12 protein-coding genes are annotated in these 17,721 nt (G+C 32.8%); 6 read left to right on the top strand and 6 right to left on the bottom strand.

The genetic code is table 11. The features are described 5' to 3' along the window. Position 1: 1 nt before the first annotated feature. Both T367_RS0109025 and T367_RS0109020 read right to left on the bottom strand, forming a co-directional pair. Positions 2 to 457 (bottom strand): hypothetical protein, encoded by a 456-nt coding sequence (locus T367_RS0109025; RefSeq protein ID WP_027419558.1) that lies wholly within the window; start codon positions 455 to 457, stop codon positions 2 to 4. Then, a complete protein-coding gene (locus T367_RS0109020; RefSeq protein WP_027419557.1) occupies positions 458 to 4,873 on the bottom strand; it encodes a T9SS type A sorting domain-containing protein in 4,416 nt (1,471 codons plus the stop codon). A 503-nt stretch (positions 4,874 to 5,376) separates the two neighbouring features. Between T367_RS0109020 and T367_RS25600 the strand changes: the two genes are divergently transcribed. The 3 genes from T367_RS25600 (at position 5,377) to T367_RS0109005 (ending at position 8,364) form a co-directional block, all read left to right on the top strand. Beyond that, positions 5,377 to 5,658 carry a T9SS type A sorting domain-containing protein gene (locus T367_RS25600; RefSeq protein ID WP_027419556.1) on the top strand — a complete coding sequence of 94 codons (282 nt, stop codon included), beginning with the start codon at positions 5,377 to 5,379 and terminating at the stop codon, positions 5,656 to 5,658. Between the two features lie 156 nt (positions 5,659 to 5,814). Then, positions 5,815 to 7,002 carry a sensor histidine kinase gene (locus tag T367_RS0109010; RefSeq protein ID WP_027419555.1) on the top strand — a complete coding sequence of 396 codons (1,188 nt, stop codon included), beginning with the start codon at positions 5,815 to 5,817 and terminating at the stop codon, positions 7,000 to 7,002. A gap of 168 nt (positions 7,003 to 7,170) precedes the next feature. After that, positions 7,171 to 8,364 (top strand): sensor histidine kinase, encoded by a 1,194-nt coding sequence (locus T367_RS0109005; RefSeq protein WP_027419554.1) that lies wholly within the window; start codon positions 7,171 to 7,173, stop codon positions 8,362 to 8,364. A gap of 64 nt (positions 8,365 to 8,428) precedes the next feature. On the opposite strand, the gene T367_RS0109000 is transcribed toward T367_RS0109005, so the two are convergent. From T367_RS0109000 to T367_RS0108985, 4 genes are all read right to left on the bottom strand, one after another. Further along, positions 8,429 to 8,914: a GbsR/MarR family transcriptional regulator gene (locus T367_RS0109000; RefSeq protein WP_027419553.1), complete on the bottom strand. Its 486-nt coding sequence runs from the start codon at positions 8,912 to 8,914 to the stop codon at positions 8,429 to 8,431. A 147-nt stretch (positions 8,915 to 9,061) separates the two neighbouring features. Continuing rightward, positions 9,062 to 11,326: a CRTAC1 family protein gene (locus T367_RS21890; RefSeq protein ID WP_051568459.1), complete on the bottom strand. Its 2,265-nt coding sequence runs from the start codon at positions 11,324 to 11,326 to the stop codon at positions 9,062 to 9,064. 559 nt (positions 11,327 to 11,885) lie between these two features. Further along, on the bottom strand, positions 11,886 to 12,242 hold the full coding sequence (locus T367_RS0108990) for a hypothetical protein (protein ID WP_027419552.1): 357 nt from the start codon (positions 12,240 to 12,242) through the stop codon (positions 11,886 to 11,888). An 85-nt stretch (positions 12,243 to 12,327) separates the two neighbouring features. Next, a complete protein-coding gene (locus tag T367_RS0108985) occupies positions 12,328 to 12,564 on the bottom strand; it encodes a hypothetical protein (protein ID WP_027419551.1) in 237 nt (78 codons plus the stop codon). 541 nt (positions 12,565 to 13,105) lie between these two features. Here T367_RS0108985 and T367_RS21885 point away from each other — a divergent pair. The 3 genes from T367_RS21885 to T367_RS0108970 all read left to right on the top strand — a co-directional run bounded on the left by T367_RS21885 (position 13,106) and on the right by T367_RS0108970 (position 17,694). Further along, positions 13,106 to 14,056, top strand: coding sequence for an acyl-CoA desaturase (locus T367_RS21885; RefSeq protein ID WP_035843092.1), 951 nt, complete (start codon positions 13,106 to 13,108; stop codon positions 14,054 to 14,056). 105 nt (positions 14,057 to 14,161) lie between these two features. Beyond that, positions 14,162 to 14,764, top strand: a complete 603-nt coding sequence (locus tag T367_RS21880) for a lysophospholipid acyltransferase family protein (protein WP_072032182.1) — start codon at positions 14,162 to 14,164, stop codon at positions 14,762 to 14,764. Positions 14,765 to 14,847: 83 nt separating this feature from the next. Further along, entirely contained in the window at positions 14,848 to 17,694 is a 2,847-nt protein-coding gene (locus tag T367_RS0108970; RefSeq protein ID WP_027419550.1) for a hybrid sensor histidine kinase/response regulator transcription factor, read from the top strand. The last annotated feature ends 27 nt before the right edge of the window (positions 17,695 to 17,721 follow it).

Raw genomic sequence — 17,721 nt, 5'->3', positions numbered from 1 at the left:
ATTATTTAAATAAAAATGATATTTCATTGCAAGTGTTTGGAGTTAACTCGATTTCACTCGTAAAGATTTCATCGCCATCTTGGTCAATAATGGAAAGTATTGTGGATTTACTTTTATCATTTGAATTAGGGTGGATATAGTATTGTTTATTAAAAGCAATCCAATCATCTGCATCACAATTTAATTCTTTATTTATATCGAATTCAGCGACTTTTATATTTTCGCCAATTACTACTTCACCAAAATAAATAGAAATTATGTTTATATCATTTGCGGAGAGGAAAGCGTCCTCATTCTCCCACTTAAGCACACCAAAATAATTGTAAACGCAAGATTCGTCATATTCTGTTGCAGATGCATCATAATTAATTGCAGATTCATTTTGACAGCCACTTTTCTTTGTGCACCCACAAAAACAAAGTGTCGCAATAAAAAAAGCTATAATATACAGTTTCATTTATTCAAGAATCAATTTTCTAGTATACTTATCAGCGCCCACTTTAATCGTAGCAATATAAATTCCTTTAGCATATCGACTTAAATCAATTGCTTTTTGATGATGCCCTATTGAAGTATTCAGGTTGTTTTCAGAATAGATTATTTTACCAGTGATATCTTTAATTTCTATGTTTACATCAGCATTGGCTCTTAAATCGTATGACAATGTGAATTCGCCGTTGGATGGGTTGGGGTGAATTACTAAACTTGTTATATCCAAATTAGAAATTCCTAACCCGCGCACTTCAAATGATTCACTTATACCTACACAATCATATTCGCTAGAAACTTCAACCTTATAAAATCCTTCTTCGGTAAACATATAAGTTTGTTCTGTTGCACCAGGAATTTCTACATCATCAAGATACCATTGATATGATGCGTATTCTGCTGTTGACAGTAAAGAGCCAGTTATATTTATTATCGGATCTGGCCTGAGCGCTGCTATTTCACATGTAAGAATGAAAACCTCACTTTCTCCAATACAACCGTTTGATTCAGTAACAACAACAGTGTATTCTCCAAGTTCTGAAAATTCATAAGATTCACTTTCAGCACCAGGAATAAGAATCCCACTCTTGTACCATTGATAAGTCAAATATTCACCGGTGGTAAGTAAAAACCCTGTAATATTTATTCTTGGGTTAGGTTTTAAATTCCCATCATCGCAAGTAATCATATAACTTTCACTCTCACCAGAACAACCATTTAAGTCTGTTACAACAACATTATATTCGCCGAGCTCAAGAAATCTGTATGTTTGGCTTTCTTCTCCTGGAATAAGAACCCCATCATTATACCATTGATAAGTCGCATACTCGTCAGTTTTCAATCTCGAAGCATAAATAAAAATGGAGGGATTTGGTAATAGCAAAGGATCTTCGCAGAATATCGCGCATCCACCTACAAGACAAGAGTCAGCTATTTTCAAAACAAAAGAACCATTAATTGAGTCTGGAGCTGTATAATCATTTAATTGAACCAGCATATTTGTATTGTCATAAGCATAAAAGTGGTCACGATTACCAGACACTCCTGAAAAGTATAACTCACCACAATCATTTCCAGTAATTTTTTGACCACGCTCTATATTTCCGTCCCCTATTGTTTCTAACGATATTATTTCACCATATTGCGTCATGGCTCCTAGCATCATATCATACCAATCTTCTACCTCTATATATAATTCAGGCTCAATGTCAGTAAATACCGCACCGTAATTTTGTACAGTACCATTAAAAAATAGATTACCGTTGGTATGAAAGTAAATATCCGAAATTGTTATATTCTCAAAACGTTTCTTCCATAATAAATTGAAATCCGAATCATATTTAATGACAAGACTACCTATTATGTCAAAAGTATCCCCATCAAAACTCATATCTCTACCATAATTGGCAATATATAAATTCCCCTCACTATCAACGGTTGATGACATTCGAGACGATCCATACCTAGCTTTGGAAATATTCGTTCCGATTTGTTTCCAACCGGGATCTTCACTTAACGGATTAATTTTTAACATATAACCTAGTATTTGCGATTCACTTTCAACACTTCCGATGTCAAATGCTATACCTGAGTGTTCTTTAACTTCACCTACCATATAAATTGTCGAGTCGGCGTTTAAATGTAACTGAGGAACAACATAAGTATCTCGATAACTATAGCTAGGAACAGGGTCGTGTCGCCCTTCTAACATCGCTCCATAAGCAGATGAGCCAGCATAAGAGTTTAATAATTCTCCAGTTAGAGATAATTCTAATAAGTATACTCCGCCTGAAGCAAACCCTACAGATGGAATGCTCACAACATCATAATGCGTTGTATTATAATCTCTTGTACCTACATTACATGCGGAAAGGTAGATTCGTTCATGCCGGTCAGAAACAATTACATCAGCAAAACCACTATGATGAGATGTTCGTTGAACATATGACCACCATACGAACTCACCTTCTGGGGTCGCTTTCAATAAAAAAGTTTGTTTAGCCTCTGGACCTCCACCTCCTCTAGGACCAGCCCATATAGGTTCATCAAAAAAGTCAAAGACAACAATATCAAATGTTCCTGTAAAAAAAATATTACCAAATTGATCAGTGTCAACCGAATTAAAAATAGAGGATTTATGGTCATCATACGAAGGGATGTCGCGTTCTAATACAAACTCCCAAACTAATTCACCTTCTGAATTGAATTTTTGAAGTACCCCATCTAAAATTGTCCCCCAATGTCCCTGAATTTCATCTTCTTTATAACCAACTACAATTAAATTCCCATATGGGTCGACGGTTTGATCTAAAACGGTTATCCTATTATTGTCAATTACATGGCATATTTCTTCATACAAACTGTCTGGGATAAGATCGTTGAATACTTGAATTATTTTAGTTAGAGAGTCACGACATCCAATATGCTCCGATTCTACCGATAAATTTAATTCATACACGCCGATCTCATCATAAGCTATACTTGGATGAAGCAGATCAAGATCTGTATAAATATCTGGACTTCCGTCTGATGACCATTCGTAAGTATAACCGACAATATCATCTGTTTCAATTTCAATTAATTCATTTTGGAAAAAATATCCTAACCCTGCACTAAAGGTTGCGTCAGCAACTTCAACGTGGGTTGAATCTATCATGTCAAATACTGAATGACATCCATTCTCTGAATTAGCTTCTATTGTAAAACCATGATTTGAAGTAATTGGTAATGAATGAAACGACATCATTGTACCGTCAATGGAAAGTCCTGCTGCAATTGAATCACCATCTTGATAAATTGTATACTCCACTCCTATTTCAGGGATGGGTAAAACTATGGCAGTAGAATCGCCAAAACAAACCAAACTATCACTTGTGTAAAAGACCGTACTTGAATCTGGATATGTATCTACCACCAGTGCAAATTCTTCAGAAACACTTACAGAATCACATTCGTTGACGATCCATTTATCTATATTGAAAGTAAGATTTGCATCAACTTCATCAAAGTAATATAGTCGATCATCACCAGTTGCCCTTGCATATTCTATTTCAACTCCTTCAATCATCACGCGATAACCTGTTCCGTCAGCAATATCTATAAGATTAAAACGATAATCTGATCCTTGACAAATAGCTGAATCAGCTACTATCTCAATTGGATTTATTTCTGGTGTACTGATAACAGTAATTGAATGTTCGATTGTATCACTATTCCCTTCAAATTCTGTGACCAACATTATATTGAATTCGCCAGCATCTTCATGCGTATATTCAAAATCTCTTAATTCAGAAATTGAAACCTCGTCTATCAACCATTCATAACTATCAAGGGTTGGGTTAGAGCATGTGTACATAGTTGTTTCACCTGCACAAATAGTGTCAGGATAAGAAAAATCAACCATTTGTGAAAGGTTCCAAGGTTCGTCATAATAAAACTTATAAATTTTACTCTCATCTACTTGTTCCGTAACAGCCAAACCATATCCATTTTTAAACTCAATATCAGAGATTCCCTCAAAGTCGTAATCTATGAATTCATACAGGTGGATATCCTCTGTCAAACCCAATAACATTCCATATTCGTAACCAAGATAAATTGAATCCCCAGGTAAGACTTTGTGACAGCTTATACGTTCAAAAGAAATGTCTTGTGTCGTCCATGTAAAACCATAATCACTACTTTTAAAAATCATGTCCTTATAAGGTGCAGTTATATAAGTAGCTGTAAGTTCGTTATCGGCCAAGTAATAACTTACAGATTTGAAACTTTTATCGGAATAAGTATCAACAGACCATGTTCCACCTCCGTCTGTCGAACGAATTATGGTTTCATAACCAACTGCAATGGCACGAGATTCAGACATATATTCTACCGCGGTAAGAAGGTTTTCTGTACCAGAGTACCTTGAAACCCATGTTTCCCCACCATCTGTTGTTTCGACTACAATACCGTTTTCACCAACTGCTATACCAGATAATTCATCATAAAAAGCAACACTTCTAAATTCTAAACGGTTACCTGTAGCTCCAGCATAAACTACAGACCAACTTTCACCGCTATCGGACGAACGAATAATTACATTATTATCATTTAATGCACTACGACCAACAGCGACTATAGTTGTTTCTGATAAAATTTTGACGTCAAATAATACCACGAGTTTAAAATAAATGGAATCTGCACCAGGGAATTCAACTTCCGCCCAAGTTTCCCCGTCATCTTCTGATTTCATAAAGGGATATCCAACAGCATAACAAACACCACTTTCATGGATATCAACTGCCAAAAATGACGTCGTCACAGATTCGGCCTTTTCTTCCCATTGTGCAAGTACAGCAAGCGGAAAAATAAAACTGATTAATAATAGAATAATTTTGTTCACAGCATTTGATTCATTAGGTCCTCAAAGTTAATGAAATAAAAATTATAACTATTTGTAAATTACAAATCTTTAATTATGAAAATTTAGTTGCTTTTAGAAACATATATACCCGTGTATCAGATCAAAACAATAATTACCCACAGCATTTTTATTATATTTACAATATATGGATCCAACGTTCTTAACACACACAGAACCTTCACCACAAAAATAATTTACATCGTTTTGCAATTCTAATATTCGGGATATTCTTTATAATAAACCCTACACAAAGCCAAACTATCAACCTCAACTTCGAAATTTCAGAAGCTACCGAAATCAATGCTAAATTAAGCGGATTTAATACCGATCAAACCTTTAATGAAATCTTCGAGGCATCTCTGACGTGGATTAGTATTGTAGACAAATGTGCCATTCTACCCTTCCCTGTTAATTGAAGAAGATTTAGCGAATTTGACCTCTCTGATTATGTACTTCCAGCCCTATCGTCAGGAGTTATTAAGATGGCTTTGGAAAAATTTGCAAATACCAGCGTTAACCTTTCAATATCAACGCTATTCATTTACCCCAACCCAAGTAATGAACAGATAACAATTAAAGGTTTAAGCGATTTAAAGGTCCAACAAATTTGTATTTATTCACTTTCTGGGAAGAAACTATACACCTGTACTGAAAAGGAAATAAATTCGGAAAAATTGAACATTCAATCTTTAAATTCTTGTATCTATTTTCTCAAAATACATTCGGCAGCGGGTGAAGATATTTTAAAATTTGTTAAACAATAATAACGTAATAAAATTCCATGTGACAGTCTATCTCTACTGTTGTTCATTAAAATTGGCAGGCCTTTATTCAGATAATGTCAAGTCGAAAAAAATAATTCTTAAATAATTAATCAATTGGCGTCTATTTATTTATAGTTTTAATTAGATTTAGAATGAATGCCCGATTTAGATATTAAAATAATTCGTTTTTCGAAAGTAATTTACCTCGCCTTTGGTTTAGGTATTTTGACCAATCTTTATATTGCTAGCCTCTTTATTTATATCTCTGCAGAACATGTTTTATGGAGCCCTTTATTAGGTAGTCTCATTTTCATTTTAGCAATTATTTTGTCGTTAAAAAAAATTTTATCAATCAAGTCAGCCTATTTTGCCGCCGCTTATTCTGTAGCAATTGAAGTTTCAATTCATACTTATTTTATAGGTTGGAATGCTGGATTTTTCTATTATTTATTTTTATTGCCTCTTACATTTTTAATGTATCCCGAATGGAAGAAATCGACTACTTTAATTTTTAATTTATCCATTATAAGCTTGACCTTTTTTCTTTGGTATTCACTTCGCAATGAAGAAGGTTTAACGCATTCAATGCCAGAATTTGAAAATTTTTTAAATCAATTTAACTTGGCTATTGTTGGCATTGTAATTCTCATTACCACTATTTACTTTAGCAATGTCAATCGTCTGCAAGATACCGCCCTTGTTAAAGCGAATAAGGATCTTGAGATTCAAAATAAAGAAATTTCAGAACAGCATCAGCATGTTCAAATTCTTTTAAAAGAAATACATCATCGTGTTAAAAACAATTTACAAATTATCACTTCACTTTTGTCAATGCAACGGAGAGCAACAAATGATGAGGGAGCTATAAACATTTTGGATGAAAGCCGAAGACGCGTTGAGGCTATTGCATTAATTCACCAAAAACTTTATAGTGACATTCATGGTAACCAAGTCGATTTTAAATCCTATTTATCTGAATTAGTCAACTCTCAACAGCTAATTCAATCGAATATTGAATGTCATCTCGAATCAATTGATGTTTTATTGGATTTAGATACAGCTGTACCATTGGGACTTATTATCTCTGAATTGATAACAAATTCAGTTAAGCATGCCTTTAAAGAAACTAAAAACCCGAAGGTATATCTTACTTTGACTAGAGATTCGAATTCACTAGAATTAACTTACACTGATAATGGATCAGGATTACCCGATAATTTTGATTTAACTGTTGCCGATTCGCTTGGTATGGAAATCATTAGTGCATTGATCGATCAAATAGATGCATCAATCGAATTTAAAAATGAAAACGGTGCTTGTTTTAAAATAAATTTCCTAGTTTAACACAATTAACCCCTCATTACCAAGTCTCCCGCTTGAAAAACCCAATATTACGAAGGTTGTTAAACTGGAAAATGTATTAATGATTTTCGGAATTACAAATTTAGACGATTATAAGTCTGTTCACAGTTTTCTTATAATACGCTAAGTTTTTAATATAGCTTTAAATAAATGCCTAAAATAATATCCATATCGAATAACTTTAAAAACGTAATTCATTTATCTGTAGCTCTAGCTATTTGTATCAATTTTTATCTTTCGTGGTTTTTAATTCAAGTATCAACAGGTCCAGCTATTCTTAGTCCGGTTATTGCAACTCTCATCTTCATTCTAATACTTATTTTATCAATAAAAGATTTAATTCCAGTTAATCTCATATTTTTTATTGGCGCATATACTTTTGGTATTGAAGCCTATATTAATACCTATTATTTTGGTTGGGATTCAGGTGTTTTCTATTATATCTTTTTAATTCCATTAACCTTTTTATTAAACACAAATTGGAGCGTTTTTATAACTGCAATTTTTAACGGGTCCATCATTTTTTTAGCCTCGCTTATCTGGCATCATTTCGAAGGAGGAACTGGTAAATTAGTATTGGCTAAGGAAGTACAAGAGGAGCTTGAACGATTTAATTTAGCAGGTGTTGGTATGGTTGTATTAATCATGATGATCTATTTTAGTTATACCAACAAAGTGAATAGTGATACGATTATAAGAGCAAATTTTATTCTTGAGCGAAAAAACAAAGAGATATCTGAGCAACACCATCATGTCCAAATACTTTTAAAAGAGGTGCATCATCGCGTTAAAAACAATTTACAAATAATCTCTTCTTTACTGTCAATGCAAACACGATCTGTTACTGACGAAGATGTGTTAGGAGTGTTAGATGAAAGTAGAAGGCGTGTAGATGCAATTGCACTAATTCATCAAAAATTATACAGTAATATTCAAGGAAATCAAGTCGATTTTAATTCATATTTAAAAGAATTAATTAAAACACAACAAATTATCCAATCAGATATTGATTGTCAACTGGAAACGATTGATTTGTTATTGGATCTTGACATAGCAGTGCCCCTTGGTTTAATCGTTTCTGAAATGATTACAAATTCCGTAAAGCATGCATTTAAAGATAATAAAAATCCCGTTCTACATATTTCATTAAAAGAGAATCGTAATGGATTCGAATTAATTTTCCATGATAATGGTGTTGGCTTACCAAGTGACTTTGATTTAGAATCAGCAGATTCTTTAGGCATGGAAATTATTGCCGCTTTGATTGATCAAATAGATGCCAAAATTGAATATAACAACGACAACGGCGCTCGGTTTAAAATAAACTTTGAGGGGATCGATTAAATCGATTCAACTTATTTTTTTGGTATGAAACTCTGCTTATAAAGAATAATTAAGTCCTAAAAATTTACTTTTTCAATTTTTCCCATCTTTCATAAAGCTTAGGCATTTCTTCATGTAAATACTCAGCAAACTCGACCATTTCTAACAAATTAGTATTGAATTCAACCGTCTCTTTTGATCTATATTTATGAACTTCACGCAAGAGTGTTGCTAAATAACCGTAACCTTTATTTATTTCTTGTAAATTCTCCTTCCAAGTATAAAGATTCACTCTAAAATATCTTTTTCTTTCACCGAACTTATTGATCTGCTCAATGCTTTTTGTGTTTAATAATAAATTTATGCCATTACTCGTAGCACTTTTACTTAAGTTAAGCGTACTTCTTATTTGATCGAAAGTAAGTTCACCTTCGTTGCAAACGGTCAACAGTGCTCCGATTTTCGCTGATGCTGGGGTCATTCCCTGCTTTTCATTAACAACTTCTAACTTTTCTATTAATTCTTTTAATTTTTTACTTAATTGAACTGAATGATTAATCTCTTTTTGCATGCTTTTAAAACATAATTATATTATGAATAAATCTTACTATTTATGAGATTTCATAGGTAAAATAGTTTGGAGAAGGGAAATATAACCAATAAATATTAAATTATATCTAAAAAATCGGCTTATGATGTGAAAAAATTAACACCACATTTAATGATGATGATGAACTCCTTTACTTTCAGAAAAAGGAATATAGCTAAAAGGGATTGTTCTAATTGCATTTGTTCCCTCTTTTATTGCTATTTTTTGATTGATTGCAACCGACTCAAATGACTCAACCTCACCATTTTGCCATGTAATAATTAGTTGATTTATTTTAGTTGCTTTTCCAATTCCTATTTCTTGTTGAATACTTGATGATCCAAAAGAACCTCCCGTACTTACAGTTCTATAAATTCTTTTATTATTATCTAAAACAACTTCAATACGCGTTCCTATAGCACTTCTATTGGTAGTCACCCCTTCTAACTCTATAGTCAACCAATTGTTCCCAAAACCAGGGTTTTCAAACAAAACATTCGTAAATTCATCAGCTTGATATCCTCCGCCCATCACAGCATAAATTTCTTGATCGCCATCATTATCAAAATCAACAAAAGCAACACCGTGACCTTTTTGAATATGACCAAAACCCCCTGCCGAAGTAACTTCTTCGAATTTTGTACCATCAACATTCCTAAACATTCTATTGGGAATCACTGAATTGAAAGCTGGTGCTCCGGTACCTAAATAAAAGTCAAGGTTTCCATCGTTATCCAGGTCTCCGAAATTAGCCCCCATAGCAAAACTACACTTCAGTAAATTATACGATTCAGTGGCATCAGTAAATGTTTCGTTGCCGTTATTGATATATAATTTTGAATAGCCATTATTCGTTTTTACACCTTGCATTTCTTGCGCAAAGGTTAATGGTAAACCGAAATCTTTATCTGAACTATAACCTGATACATAGATATCTTGATAACCATCATTATTGACATCCCAAAACCAACACGGAAAACTACTTATTGGCTCCTGAACACCTGCTGTTTGAGAAACATCTTCAAATACACCCTCGTTATTTTTTAACAAAATATTTTGACTTCCCATTATGGAGATATACAGATCTGGCCAACTATCATTATTAATATCACCCCACACTACACCTTTCACAAAACCATGAACATTGGCTCCAACACTTGCTGCCACCTCCTTAAAGGTTCCGTCTCCATTATTTAAATATAGTTCACAAGGATTTGATGAGTTATTCCGAGATTCATTACCAATAAATAAATCTAAATATCCGTCGCGATTAAAATCAGCCCAGGCACCTGTTTGTGTTGGCATTAAACTCATTAATCCAGCTGACTTTGTTACATCCGAAAAAGTACCATCCCCATTGTTTTTAAGCAATGAATTTGGGTGATTGCCTTGAGCGCCCAACCAAGCTCCTCTCAACACAAATATATCTTCAAATCCATCATTATTATAATCCGCTTGAATAGTATTTAATCCCCCAACAATACCTTCTAAACCAGCCAAAATTGTTTGGTCATCGAATGATCCTTTTCCATTATTAATTAATAATCTTGCTTGTGCATCTATTCCATAATCGGTTACAAAAATGTCAATTAAGCCATCATTATTAAAATCTTCTGTACAGACACCTCCAGACAAGCCATATATTGCAGTATTTACATTCATGGCAACTTCATTAAAACGCGGAAAATTCCGTTGTTCCAAATTCCAGTTTGGGTAATTAATTAAATACTTCTTCGGCACTTCTTGAGGATATGTTCCCAACGTCATATAACCCAAATTTATCAACCATTTATATCCTTGATTTGGGTAAACATCATACATGCTTTTATAAATATCTATTGCATTTTTTGAACCTTCAGGTAATGTATGAATTGCTGATTCTTCTAATGGTAAAATACATGAAAACTCAGTGTGGTTCAATTGACAATTCTCTTGCTCACCTAAACGTAAATAAGCTATTGCTAATAATTCAAAAAGCACATAATTATTTGCTGTCATTTGCTCTGACAAATCTCTATTAGCTTCAAAAAAACTTTCAATCTCTTGTATACATTCACGAGCATCACCAGAACGTAATAATTCCTTACAATATTGATACCATATTGATAGTTTCTCAGTCGATTTCGATTGACTTAACATTGATTTATAAATACCTACTCTCGGTTTATTTCTATAAGCGTTCAAATTAGGATCTGACTGTTCAACTATCCTCCCTAAAAACTCAACCATTTCTTGAGTTTCATTCTTATGATTTATGTTTTCCGCCATTGAATGACTTGTAGCAGATGTTGGCGCAAGAAAATTATTTTGAACTATTTGTCCATCACAGGAAAAAAAATATAACGTTGATAAAATACTGATGGATGGTAACCAAATATATTTTGACCTTTTCATTTATTAATTAATTCTAGCACGTCAGAATATATTTTGATTTGATAAACTTCTTTTAGTTCTACAATAATCAAAAAAACATCTTTAGTTCTAAGTTAGGAGAACCAAATATATGAAAACTATTCGGATATCTACACTTTTACATAAATAATAAACAGAACACTACTATTTAACTATCAAATACTTACAGGGATTGAAAATAAATCAATCCTTCCTTATTCATAGCCCTTTAATAATCGTTTATCTATGAATTAGAGCGTGATTTATAGCAATACAAACGACATTTATACTTGCTAAACAAGAAACTATCATTGATTAAAATGATCAAACGGAATTGAGTTCATCGATTGTAACTAAATAATGCACAGATGCTAAAACGCACAGTAAGAAATAATAAAATAGCAATGCATACTTGCTCATCCCATTCTATTTATAGAATCAATACATACATATTTAATCTCTAAATAAAAATCATTAAATAGAACATAAACTCAAGAAATTTTAGATCAATTGTTACTTGAACGTGAACGCAGTAGTTGGTAAAATTTAGAAAAATAAATTTTTAAATTTCAATAAGATTAATATCTAATTGCTTTTCTGCAATTAACCCTTCCACTAACTCTGACTTACCTTTTGGTATAACAAGATAGAATTTACCTCCATGCTTTCTTGCTTCAGAGGCGAATAAAATCCACTTAAAAATAAATACATGGATCTCTTTTTCTACGATATTCTTTTCGATGGCATAAAAATCCCTTTTGTTCGAATAGATCGCTACTACATCTGGAATAACTTTATTCATTGCATTATAAAAACCAATTGGTCTTGGTTCTCTTGTTGAATCACCCTTCACTTGAAGTCTATCTGGGTTTGAAACTTCTATTTCCTTTATTAGACTTGCAATATCTTTTGTATTCATTTTTTTAAGTTGAAATGATTGATTCTTTTGAATTATAACTACTTAGATTGATTTGATACCAATCTTATAAATTTACGATTAAATACTAAACTACCTCACCTGAAAGGTTATTTTCTATTCTATTGATTAATGCCAAAATATCCTTCTTAGGTGGTTTTGGTAATGACAATAGAAAAAATTTCAATTCAAGGGTACTCGTGCAAATTTTAAGATTTAATTTACGTTCTTGATTAGCACCAAACTCACTACAATGGTATTCTCCCTTTATGCATTGAACAGCCATTGACATATTAGTATATGTTAACCAAGTTTCATATTTCATCTTCAATATTCACTTATTGTTTAATTCCTATTCTTTAAGTATAATTACTTATAAAATTCGTGCTAAAAAAGCTTAGAACATCATAATGTTATTAAATACAGCAAGTAATTCGGTGAATTTAGGAATTAATATTTCCTCAAAATTACACTAAATCTTTCGCTCACCTATCATTCTATAAAGGATTATAATAAATCTTAACAGAAATCTCTACAACAAAGCAACTCTATTTATAATAAAACAATATTTTAAATTGACTTTATGACACACTCTTAGACCTCTGGTTTAACTACGATTAACACCATTTACACAGCTTATAAAAAAGTATTCCGAGGCGTTTATTTTTGTGAAGCAATGCCATTTTTAGCAAGAATCAAAACCTTCTTAAGTTGAAGGGTTTTTTATTGAATATATGCTCAACACATGTTTTTAATGGTAAAACGACCCATTAAATGAACTAAAATTCATTAAAAAATCTTCTAATATCTACAAAACAATATTTTTTACCTACGAATTCAGCTATCTTTGCACAAAAAGATTTACTGTGGAAGAAAGCAAACCATTTGAAAAAGAAAAAAGAGGAAAAGCCGTTTTCAAAGAAGAAATTGGGTTTTTATTGGTACACTTAGCGCCATTATTAGCTTTTTGGACTGGTGCAACATGGTTTGATTGGACATTGTGCATAAGTTTATACTTTATCAGAATGTTTTTTGTAACTGGAGGATACCATAGATATTTCTCGCATAGCACTTATAAAACTTCACGTTTTTTTCAATTTTTAATTGCATTTGCGGCGGAAACATCATTGCAAAAAGGTGTTTTACATTGGGCTGCTAATCACCGTGTTCATCATAGACACAGTGACACACCGAAAGATCCTCATTCGAAGAAAATTTATGGGTTTTGGTATTCTCATATTGGCTGGATAGTAGGGCCCGATTATAAAGAAACTAAATTTAATTTGATAAAAGATTTTGCTAAATTTCCAGAATTACTTTGGTTGAATAAACATCACTTAGTTCCACCTACAGTTTTAATGTTAGCTGTATTTTTTGTAGGCGGATATGTAAATGCAAGCTCCGCAGGTGTAGAGATAACTTTAATGACTATCATGTCTCACGGTTTATCAAGTTTAATCGTTGGCTTCTTCTTATCAACTGTTATCTTATTACATGGAACATTCTCTATTAACTCGTTAATGCACATGTTTGGTAAAAAGAGATACGAAAGCAATGATGAATCTAAAAATAATTTAATACTAGCGTTAATCACTTTGGGTGAAGGCTGGCACAATAACCACCATTATTATCAATCAACAGCTCGCCAGGGGTTTTATTGGTGGGAAATCGACATTACATATTACGGATTGAAAATCTTATCTTGGTTAGGATTGATTTGGGACCTAAAACCTGTGCCGAGACATATCAAAGATTCAAGAACAAAAGAGGAAGCAAAAAAATTAAAACTAGAATATGCGAAGGAGGACAAAGCTTAGATGTCTATTCTGCGTTTAATTGCAATGATACTATGGTCAATCCTGTGTATCACGAGCTCACTCATAGTATTGCTTTTCACATTTAATCAAAAACTGCCATTAGTAATGGCGCGCACAATTTGGGCGCCAGGTATTTTATTTATTCTCGGTTCAAAAACAAAAGTAACTGGATTAGAAAATATTGAAAAAGGAAAACACTATATCCTTTTCTCCAATCACCTTTCATATTTAGATATTCCAGCATTATTTAAAGTAATTCCTTTAAACCTACATTTCATTGCTAAAAAAGAATTGCGTAAATCACCTTTCATCGGTTGGTATATGCGCGCTACTGGAATGATTTTTATTGACAGAAGTAATAGTATTGAAGCAAGTAAAAGTTTAACAGAGGCTGTGCAATTAATCAAGGAAGGTAAAACTGTTTTGATTTTTCCAGAGGGAACAGTAAGTGCTAATGGTGAGGTGCAACGTTTTAAAAAAGGCGGATTTAATATTGCTATGGAATCAGGTATCGAAATATTACCAGTTTCTATAAAAGGTACCAACTCAATTTGGCCTACCACTAGCAATACAAAATTTAAAAAGGGAACTGTTCGTATAAATATTGGTAAGCCAATCAGTATGGACGGAAGAGACTATAACGAACTGAATGAAATTGCTGTTACTGTGCAAAATAAAGTTATAGCGTTAAGGCAATTGAATGGATAAAATTACTGGCAAAAAAGTATAATTTTAAATTGCCTAAAAGGATTGTTTAATTATTTTTACCTCCTCTAATTTAAGCTCCCAAAATGCGATTTCTTTTTGCGATTTCTTTCATTTGCTTTATCACTTTTGGTTATTCATCAGAAAATATAGATGTAGCAATAGAAAAAGCTTATTCACTAATTGATACGGATACGGATTCAGCTATTCAAATCATTCAGGGTTTAAATAAAAATGTTGATTCGTTTCCTTCTGAAAAACAACAATTGTTTTTTCATCGCGCTGCAGAATTTTTTCATGCTATTGGCGATTTTAAAACTGAAATATATTATTGGAATCAAGAAATCCGATTCCTTCCAAAGCAATCCGACACAATCTTCAAAATCATTTACCTCAAATCACTAGCACAATCAAATGTTGGAGATTTAGAAAATGCATTTACTGGATTTAGCGCTTGCAAAGATTATTTTGAGCGCCACAATAATCCAATGGCACTTGCAAATGCGTTTAGCGGTTTGGCCAGTGTATATGGATTTCGCGGTGATTTCAAAAGGTCATTTGATTATCATTTAAAAGCTATTGAAATTTATCAAAAATTAGGAAATTATCAGAAGCTTTCACATATACATTCCAATATGGGCACCGCTTATTTTGTAATGGGTGACTTAAAGAAGTCTCGCGATTTAAGAAATAAAGCGTATCAATTTGCAAAATTGGCCAAAACTGAATTTGACATTCATTTTTGTGAATTCAATTTAGCCGATTCGTATTTAAGTTTTGACAAAACTGATTCGGCCATTTATTATTTTCAAAAAGCTAGATCCTATTTCGAAGCAAACCCTAATTTAAGGCTGCTCAACTCCATTTATGCCGGTCTTGGGGCATGTTATTCTAATCTTAGTCAACATAAAAAAGCAAATCAATTTTATATCGAATCAATCGAATTATCAAGAAAAAATGGAAATGAACTTGGCTTATCAGGAATTTTAGGGAATTACAGTCGTGTTTTATACCATTTGGACGAATTTGAAAAGGGAATAAATGTTGCTTCGGAAGGTTTAGCATTAGCGAAGAAAATAGGTCATATTGAAATTCAATCCCAAATATCAAATGTACTTTACATGAATTATAAAGGGGCCAATAAATATGACAGCGCTCTATTTTATTTCGAGTTTTTTCAAATGCTAGCGGACAGTATTAATAATATTGAAGTGCAGAAGGATATCATTACAAATACTTTAAATGTTAGCCACAATAAAGAAAAAGAAACACTCATTTCAGAGAGCCAAAACCTAATTCAAACAGAGAAAAAACAACGCAGTTTCTGGATTGCTGGGGTTCTAATTCTACTTACTGCAGCCATCTTTTTAATCATTGCTTACCGCCAAAAACAAAAGTCGACAGAATTAATAAATAAAGAAAAAATTTACTTGGATAATCTATTGCACAACTTGGTCCACGAATTCCGAACACCATTAACACTTATTAAAGGCCCAACAGAAGAACTTTTAATAAAGGACAAGGGGAATATGCTCCTGCAAATGATTCTAAAAAACAGTAATCAAATGCTTGACCTCGTCAATCAAGTTTTAGAATTTGCAAAAATAAAAGCAGGTAAATTAAACCTGAATGAAAATAATATTGAACTTGATCGTTTTATTCAAGGTATAACAGCTCTCTTTCAAGAGCTTGCAACCAAAAAAAACATCAGTATAACCTATGACTCTTCCGTGAAGAGCCCGCTCAATGTTGACGCTGATAAACTGCAGAAAATCCTGACCAATTTATTATCCAATGCTATTAAATATTCAAATGACAGCGGTACGATCGAAATCCGTGACGAATTAATTCAAAACCAACTTAAATTAACGGTTGTAGACACTGGAATAGGTATTTCGAAAGAGGATCAAAAAAAAGTATTTAATAAATTTTATCAAGCAGACGCTTCAAGCACTAGGCGCGGTGAAGGAACTGGAATTGGACTAGCATTCGTAAAAGAACTTGTTGAATTAATGAATGGTACTATCAAGTTAGAAAGTGATATAAATAGTGGTACAAGTATTACCATTAGCATTCCTGTGAATACACGAGGGCATAAAGCACTTTTTATTCGTGAACAATCAACTGATTCATTACAATCAAAACTTGTCGAAGTTTCCATATCTAACAGCCTGGAAAATTTCAAGTCCAAAAGAATTTTAATTGTAGAAGACAACGAGGACATTCAACAATTTATTCAGCATTTATTGAATGAGGCTGGTTATGAAACATACATCGCCAAAGACGGTCATGAAGGTATTAGTATGGCGGAAGAAATTATTCCAGATGTCATTGTATCTGATATTATGATGCCTAAAATGGATGGTTATCAATTATTGAAATCCGTAAAAAATAGTTTTCCAACAGAACATATACCTGTTATTCTACTCACTGCAAAAGCTTCTTTTGACAGTATGATAGACGGCTTAACGGAAGGAGCTGATGATTATATTGCGAAGCCATTCAATCCGAACGAGTTATTGTTGAGAATAGCCAATTTAATTAATCTGCAAGAAAAGTTGCACCTCAAATTTGCAAACTCAATTGATTCAATAGAAACCAAACTTGAGCGACATCCACTTATTGAAAAAATTGAATCCCTAACAATAGCCGATATAAGTAATCAGATTAGTGTGGAAGAACTAGCCAATCAATGCGCTTTAAGTCGTTCACAATTGCATCGGAAAATTAAATTTTTAACGGGACTTTCTACAAGTGCTCTAATGACAAAAATACGGCTTGATCTTGCCTATTCAGAAATCACAAATAGCACACTTTCCATTGGAGAAATCGCATATCAATTTGGTTATAATGATCCAACCAATTTTACCAAATTGTATAAAAAGCAATTCCAAGAAACTCCTTCCGAAACCAGGAAAAAACTGGTTAAGTAGCTATTTGCAACATACTAACCACTTATT

This window comes from Crocinitomix catalasitica ATCC 23190 (genome assembly GCF_000621625.1).
Lineage (GTDB): Bacteria > Bacteroidota > Bacteroidia > Flavobacteriales_D > Crocinitomicaceae > Crocinitomix > Crocinitomix catalasitica.
This window is presented reverse-complemented; position numbering and strand designations above follow the sequence as displayed.